The sequence below is a fragment of the Herpetosiphon sp. genome, from assembly GCF_003512625.1.
Lineage (GTDB): Bacteria > Chloroflexota > Chloroflexia > Chloroflexales > Herpetosiphonaceae > Herpetosiphon > Herpetosiphon aurantiacus.
Map to the genome: position 1 here is coordinate 21,346 of NZ_DOPT01000019.1, position 6,000 is coordinate 27,345.

Below are 6,000 nucleotides of genomic sequence, written 5' to 3' on the forward strand. Positions count from 1 at the left end.
AGAGGGGGAATAACGTCGTGCGATCTCCTAGCTCAGCGGGAGAGAGGGCTAGGGGTGAGGAAACGTCTAATTAAGCGTTACTTTGACCCAGCCAAATGGGACGCGTAACGCACCTTTGGTATCACGAGCGGCGCGGCGGGTTTTTGGAAAGCGATCGCCTTCACGATATTCCTTGCGACTCAGCCGATAGCGGCGCATCAACTGGGCAAGTTGCGGCGTTTTGATAATATCGCCAAGGGTTTTGCTCTTCCAGCCTGTGCCCCAGCCAATGTCGATATAGAAGCAGTTGTCGGGCGCAGTATTGGCCTGTTGGGCCAAGTTGCTAAAGAATTGCTGGAGATGCTCGCCTTCGCGGCGGCCAGTCCAAAAGGTTAATTCTTGCTGAATTCGCGCTAAGCCTTGTTCGCGCCAAGCCTGTTTCAAGGCCTCGACGCTAAATCCTTGCTCGCGCACCCCAAATTGTTTGGCCTGCTTATCCAAGATGTAATCATCGAATTTGATTCGGGCTTGCAGGGCTACACGCGGCTTAATCGCTTCCAAATCAAGCGGAATACCTTGATTGGCAGCTGGAAACACCACCGCGTTGTAAAGCCGTAGCGCATCAGCAGGCGCGGGCTGGCTATCGCTGACCTGAATTGCCCGAAACAGGTCATAGTTGGGATTTTGGCTTGGGCGTGATGCTTTAGGACTAAGCAAACGTGCTTCCTGAGCCTGAAAAGCCCATTCGCGCCGATCGCTTAATTGCTGCAAATCTAGGATTAGGTTGCGCTGCTGATAGTGTTGGCGAACCCATGCGCTGCGCAAAGCACCTTTGAGGCTGCTACCTGGAATGTAGGGCGCATGCGTCCAGTGTTTAATCACAGGCCGCATAGTTTCTAGCTTGGAAACGCCTTCAAGTTTGTAGTAATACAGCTCTGGATGCTTGCTCAGCAGGTCAGCCGTTAAAAAACTGCCCAAATCGGGTGTATTCAAAATTTGTTGATACAAACGGTCGTTGGGATTTTCGGGCAAAATCTGTTCAAGCACCGCATCGACATTGAGCAGATAGAGAACATTGTTGAAGATCGCAAAATCAATGTTGCGGCGCAAATCTGGCCCGCCAGCGCCGATATGCACTGGCGAGAGCGTTTCAATCGTTAATCCATAGTTGGTCATTGCGAATCTCCTACGCTACAACCGACCGTGAGCGCTAGCCCATGTCGCCAAACGGGGTGATTCACGCCAGCGTTGGGGGTGTCGTAGGTTGGGGCCACATCAACGCTTGAGCCGATGATCGAATGAGCCAACCCTGTGCGATTTAAGCGCGAGCCAACCCCGATCATCCAAATTGCCTTGCGGCGTTGGGCTTTGGCAGCGGGCGAATACATCCAGCCAGTCACATCCTCTAAACTATAGGCTGCTGGCAGATCGAGCACTCCTGCCGCAAGCTCAGCGGCACTCGGCAAATAGCGCGAGAGCACAATTACCGAATCGCTGGTAGCAGCTGGTAAATCGAGAGTTTCGGTTTGCAGCTCTGGCTCAAACATCCCAACCCCCTTGCTGCGCCGCCCGCCTAAGCCATCGATGCCAACTTGGTGCAAGAGCGACATCAGTTGTTTGATATCGCCAAGTGCCAAGATTGCTAAGCCACAACCTTCGGCAAAGCGCACTTGGCCAGTTTCGTAATAGGCCGAAGCATTGCTCCAACGATCAACTGCCACATGCGGAATCGACTCGATTTTCCAAAGCGGATCTGCCACAGCCCATTTGTTGGCGCTAAATTCAGCTTGGCTGACCAAGACACTGCCATTTTGCAAAGCAACGCCGTTGGTTGGCCGAAAATAATGGCTCAGCGAGTGGGTTCCGGCCAGTAGATTAATAAAAATCTCGCTGGAAACAAACCGCACTTTTTTGAATTGCTTGCGCTCGCCCGGGTTTTGCTTATCGCTGGGCAAGGGTGGCAGCATTGGCACAGGCAATAGTTGAATTCCATCAACATACGGAAAACACGACGAGATTGTGAATGGCGGATTGCTCGGCTCGCTGGCCCAGCGCTGGCCTTGTTGCAATGCCTGCCAAAATAAAGCGGCGTAGAGCGTGTCGGATGGGCAGGTTTCGCTGACCACTTCCATATCGATGCCTTGCATGCCAAAGTGAAACGCAGCTTGTGGCTTGAGCCGAATCAGATTAAATTCCATGCTGCTCTCCTCTTATTTGGCAGCGTAGCCTTGAGCTGCCCACAAAGCCCGTAGCTCGGCCAACGAACCAATTTCGCCTTTTTCGAGCACAGGCTTTTCGTGCTGCTGAAAGCGAATCATGATATTTTTGAAGGCAACTTGGCCGCTACCACGCGCACCTTGGCCGCCCAAGTAATCTTCTTCGACCAACTCAAGCCCACGAATAACCGTATTGAACAGCTTGGTATCTTGATCGTTGTAGAGCGTGAAGGTCAACGCGCCGTCGAAAATTGCCCCCGCTGGAACCCGTTCTTGCTGACGCGGTGTGGCGGCTGAGGTGACGCGATCGATCGCTGCTTCCCATTTAACTTCGGTGTAGGGCAAGTCGGTACGGGCATCACGGAAGGCAGCGCGAGTTTGTTCGCTCAAGGCTGCATCGCGCACGATCAAGCGGATTGGCTCGGTCAGAAAATCACTAGCAGGAATTCCAAAAATGTGCAGCACTGGGCTGTTGTCATATTCGGCTTGGGTTTTAGCCGAGTGAATTGAAACATCGCGGCCAATCGAAGTATTTTGGGCCAAGCCATACAATTTTTCTAATTGTGAGCGCATTTTGCCGCGCAACGATGAGCCGGGCACGTAAGGTTCGCTGTTAAAGGGATTACGAATGACTGGATTATCGACGTTGCCAATCGCCAAGGTTCCGGCTGCGCCGCCAATATGTAAGCCAGTTAAGGCATGAATTTCAAAATTGACGAAAATCCGACCAACAATTTTGATTTTAGGTGTTTGATCTGACATAATTTTCTTCCTCTTATGCTATAAATTAGGTTTTAGGTTTAGAATTATTGACCGCCAAATGCTCGATGATAGGCCAGAATCGCTTCAAAGAAATCGACAAAGTTGCGAAAGCGCTGGTAGAAGATATCTGGCTTATCAGCTTTTGCTTTCAGTACTAACTTGATCGCTGGCGTTAATTCATCGCTGAGTGCTTGAACCGCGCCGCCACGCTCGCGTTTGGCTTGGTAGGCCAAGCGTGGTTGCAGCAAGGCAAATTCACGTTGAGCACGCCGAACTGCCTCAGCCCGTTGTTGTTGCAAACTAGGCATCACCCAATCCATCTCGATGCGGCGGACTGTGCCGAAAATACCGCGAATTTGGCTGGTGGTTAAGCGATTTCGCGCCAATTTCTCGCCGATTTTTTGGGCGGCTTCAACCAATTTTTCAACGTCATCGCCAGCAATAATTGCTTCGCGTTCTTGTTCGCTAATCTCAGGCATGATTAATCTCCTTGCTCACGAATTAATAATTGTGTCCAACGAGCGGCTAAGCCAAGCTGCTCGATTGTGCGCAAACTGATCCGATGCGGATCATCGAACCCCGTAAATAAATCTTCATCGATATCTCGCAAGAGTTTTTGTAATTCTTGATGGTTCTCATAGCGTTGGCGAATGCGGGCCAGTTGATATTTGCCACGCCAAATCCATGGGCCATAGGCGGTGTGTTTTTTGCCCGATTTTTGACGTTGCTGGCTATGCTCGTTATATTGGCTATACAGCTCCATCAGCACTTGCAGCAGCGAACGCACCATGCCATGCTCGCCTTGATAGAGCCGCCACAAACGTTGATGCCAGTTGATCAAGGCGGGGTAGGCTTCCCAGGCAATCGTTTGATCAAGGAAATCTAGGGCGTTTTTGCGAATTGCTTGGCGTGGCGCAGCATCTTTGGCCTGATCAAGCGCATGATGGGCTAGTTTGGCCGCTTGATATAACGGGAATTTTTCGGTGTGCAGGGTCAATCCCGCCGAAACATGGATTAATTGGTTATAGCCCGTGTAGCGCTGAAGATCGTGTTGAATTCGATTGGCGACATGGGCCAGCACATCCCAACTGCCAACCAGAAACAAATCGTCGCCGCCCGAATAGACGCTGTAAATTTGTTCAGGGCTGATTGCTTGATTGCTCGCTTGCTCCGGCTGGTAGATTGCGGCGGCAATATTCTGGTCACGACAAATTTCGCCAACCCAGCCCTCGAAAAAGCGCGAAAAGGCGGCACTCAGGCTTGAAATACGGGCCAACGAGGCTTTGGCAAGGCTATAGCCAAAAATATCGCCAAGATCATCAACATCCATGCGCAGCACCCCAAAACGCTTGATGCCACGACTCGCTTTGGCCAACTGATCAAACGATTTGACCTCACCGTTAGGAGCTTTAGGTGTTACATTGACGATTGGGCGTATGCTAAAGACATGCTGGCGATAATTGGCACGAAGTTGGCTCAGCATCGCTAAATCGCCCGCAAAGGGCCGAATAATCTGCACATGGATTGATTGTGCTGAATTGCGATTGAGATGATCGATCAATTCCTGCTGATCGAAACAAATTTCTGCCTGCAAACCCAAGCCCGCCAAAATATCCTTTGCGTTTGTGCGGCCTTTGACCGCAGAGAGATTGGGCTGTGGCTGGCTGATGCAAAGAAATTGGGCATCGTGCAAGCTGAATGCCAGCTTAATCGTGCTTTCGCAGAGCCGGCAGATCTTGCTATCATCTTCATCGGCTTCAAATTGATTGCTCGGCCCCATATAACCACAGGTTGCGCAGCGGTCATCCTCGTTGCCGCGATGGCCGCGTGGCGTGAACAATTTGGCTTGCAGCTCTTGATTATCGAGGGTTGCAAAACGGCGACGTTTATCAGCGGTCACTTGGTCGTTGACGGCGCGAAATAAGGCCTCAAAATTGTGCGCAGCATCGGCGATGGTCGCGCCACCCAAGGCGATATACAACTCGCCATCGTGGACATTCAGCAAAAATTGGCCAAGCGCCCGTCGCCACTGCGCCAATTGTTCGTAACAAGCGGCGGGCACAATCACATAAAATCGCCCACCGCCGCTATAGAGCAAATTAGTGCTGGGCATGCCTGCTTGCTGCAACACCCAACCAGCCAAGGCATCGGTCAGCATTTGCAAATAGAATGAGCGACCGCGCAGGCTTTTGGCGGCACGATTGGCCGCGATGGTGTAGATAAAATCCTGCACGCCCGAAAGATCGCCACCAACTAACATGGTTTGCTCACCAGCGGCGGCCAACGCGGCTTTGGTGCGAGCATAATCGTAGAGCGATACAACCGGATCGGCTGTCTCGCCAGCAGTTGGCTGGTAGCTGACGGCCCAAGCATAATCGTGAAACAAGCTCAGCATCTGGACCACATGAATGCTTGGCTCGGCATGGCATTGCTCAATCGCTTGATTGAATTGAGTTTGTAAATCGGCTGAAACTGGCGGACGTTCGGTGATTGGAAAAAGCGCAGATTCGGTGAGGCTAAAACGTTGCGCTTGGAGAAAGTAGGGCGTTGAAGTTTGGGTGTTTGGCTCGGCTGATGGAGCAATTTGGTTGAAGATCGAATGCAGTGGCGTAGTATCCCAAGCCTTGACCGAGTTTGTCATACTCTTCAATGCCCGTATGACTGGGGGATCACTCATACAACCTCCTTGTAGAACGCTAACGATGGCTTACTTTAGCTGATGGGTTGTGCATATATGTGCGCTGCATAAACGAATATCTGTTCGGTTATGCTGTTTGCCCCACGTTAATTAATCCAATTTCGAGCCGATTTTTGGATTTGAACTGAATTAAGTCGTAATTGTGGATAGCTATCTCGTTATAAAATTGAACCTTGGAGTTGATGACTGGCTTTTATTGTGGGGCATAAATTGGCATTTGCAAGCATAGGCCATGTGGTTAACCGAGGATAGGAGAATGAGGGGGATTGTTTGTTAGGTTGATCGTAAGCTATACTTGCGATACTCGAAACAAATCCTTCCTCCTCACACACACTCTTCTCTCCT

General features: G+C 50.9%; 5 protein-coding genes. All 5 read right to left on the reverse strand.

Annotation, left to right across the window (positions count from 1 at the left end):
• Positions 1–66: 66 nt before the first annotated feature.
• From csm5 to cas10, 5 genes are read right to left on the reverse strand one after another with little or no spacing between them, the layout of a single operon-like run.
• Positions 67–1,155 carry a type III-A CRISPR-associated RAMP protein Csm5 gene (gene csm5, locus DEF47_RS04280; protein ID WP_012190019.1) on the reverse strand — a complete coding sequence of 363 codons (1,089 nt, stop codon included), beginning with the start codon at positions 1,153–1,155 and terminating at the stop codon, positions 67–69.
• On the reverse strand, positions 1,152–2,177 hold the full coding sequence (csm4, locus tag DEF47_RS04285; protein WP_012190018.1) for a type III-A CRISPR-associated RAMP protein Csm4: 1,026 nt from the start codon (positions 2,175–2,177) through the stop codon (positions 1,152–1,154). The genes csm5 and csm4 overlap by 4 nt, the downstream gene beginning before the upstream one ends.
• Positions 2,178–2,189: 12 nt before the next feature.
• Positions 2,190–2,957 (reverse strand): type III-A CRISPR-associated RAMP protein Csm3, encoded by a 768-nt coding sequence (gene csm3, locus DEF47_RS04290; protein WP_012190017.1) that lies wholly within the window; start codon positions 2,955–2,957, stop codon positions 2,190–2,192.
• 44 nt (positions 2,958–3,001) lie between these two features.
• A complete protein-coding gene (gene csm2 / locus DEF47_RS04295; protein WP_012190016.1) occupies positions 3,002–3,436 on the reverse strand; it encodes a type III-A CRISPR-associated protein Csm2 in 435 nt (144 codons plus the stop codon).
• Between the two features lie 2 nt (positions 3,437–3,438).
• Entirely contained in the window at positions 3,439–5,634 is a 2,196-nt protein-coding gene (gene cas10, locus DEF47_RS04300) for a type III-A CRISPR-associated protein Cas10/Csm1 (RefSeq protein WP_012190015.1), read from the reverse strand.
• Positions 5,635–6,000 lie beyond the last annotated feature (366 nt).

Excerpts from the sequence above, each read along its gene's own strand:
- cas10 (WP_012190015.1), bottom strand. The coding sequence starts at position 5,634 with ATGAGTGATCCCCCAGTCATACGGGCATTGAAGAGTATGACAAACTCG.
- csm3 (WP_012190017.1), bottom strand. The coding sequence starts at position 2,957 with ATGTCAGATCAAACACCTAAAATCAAAATTGTTGGTCGGATTTTCGTC.
- csm2 (WP_012190016.1), bottom strand. The coding sequence starts at position 3,436 with ATGCCTGAGATTAGCGAACAAGAACGCGAAGCAATTATTGCTGGCGAT.
- csm4 (WP_012190018.1), bottom strand. The coding sequence starts at position 2,177 with ATGGAATTTAATCTGATTCGGCTCAAGCCACAAGCTGCGTTTCACTTT.
- csm5 (WP_012190019.1), bottom strand. The coding sequence starts at position 1,155 with ATGACCAACTATGGATTAACGATTGAAACGCTCTCGCCAGTGCATATC.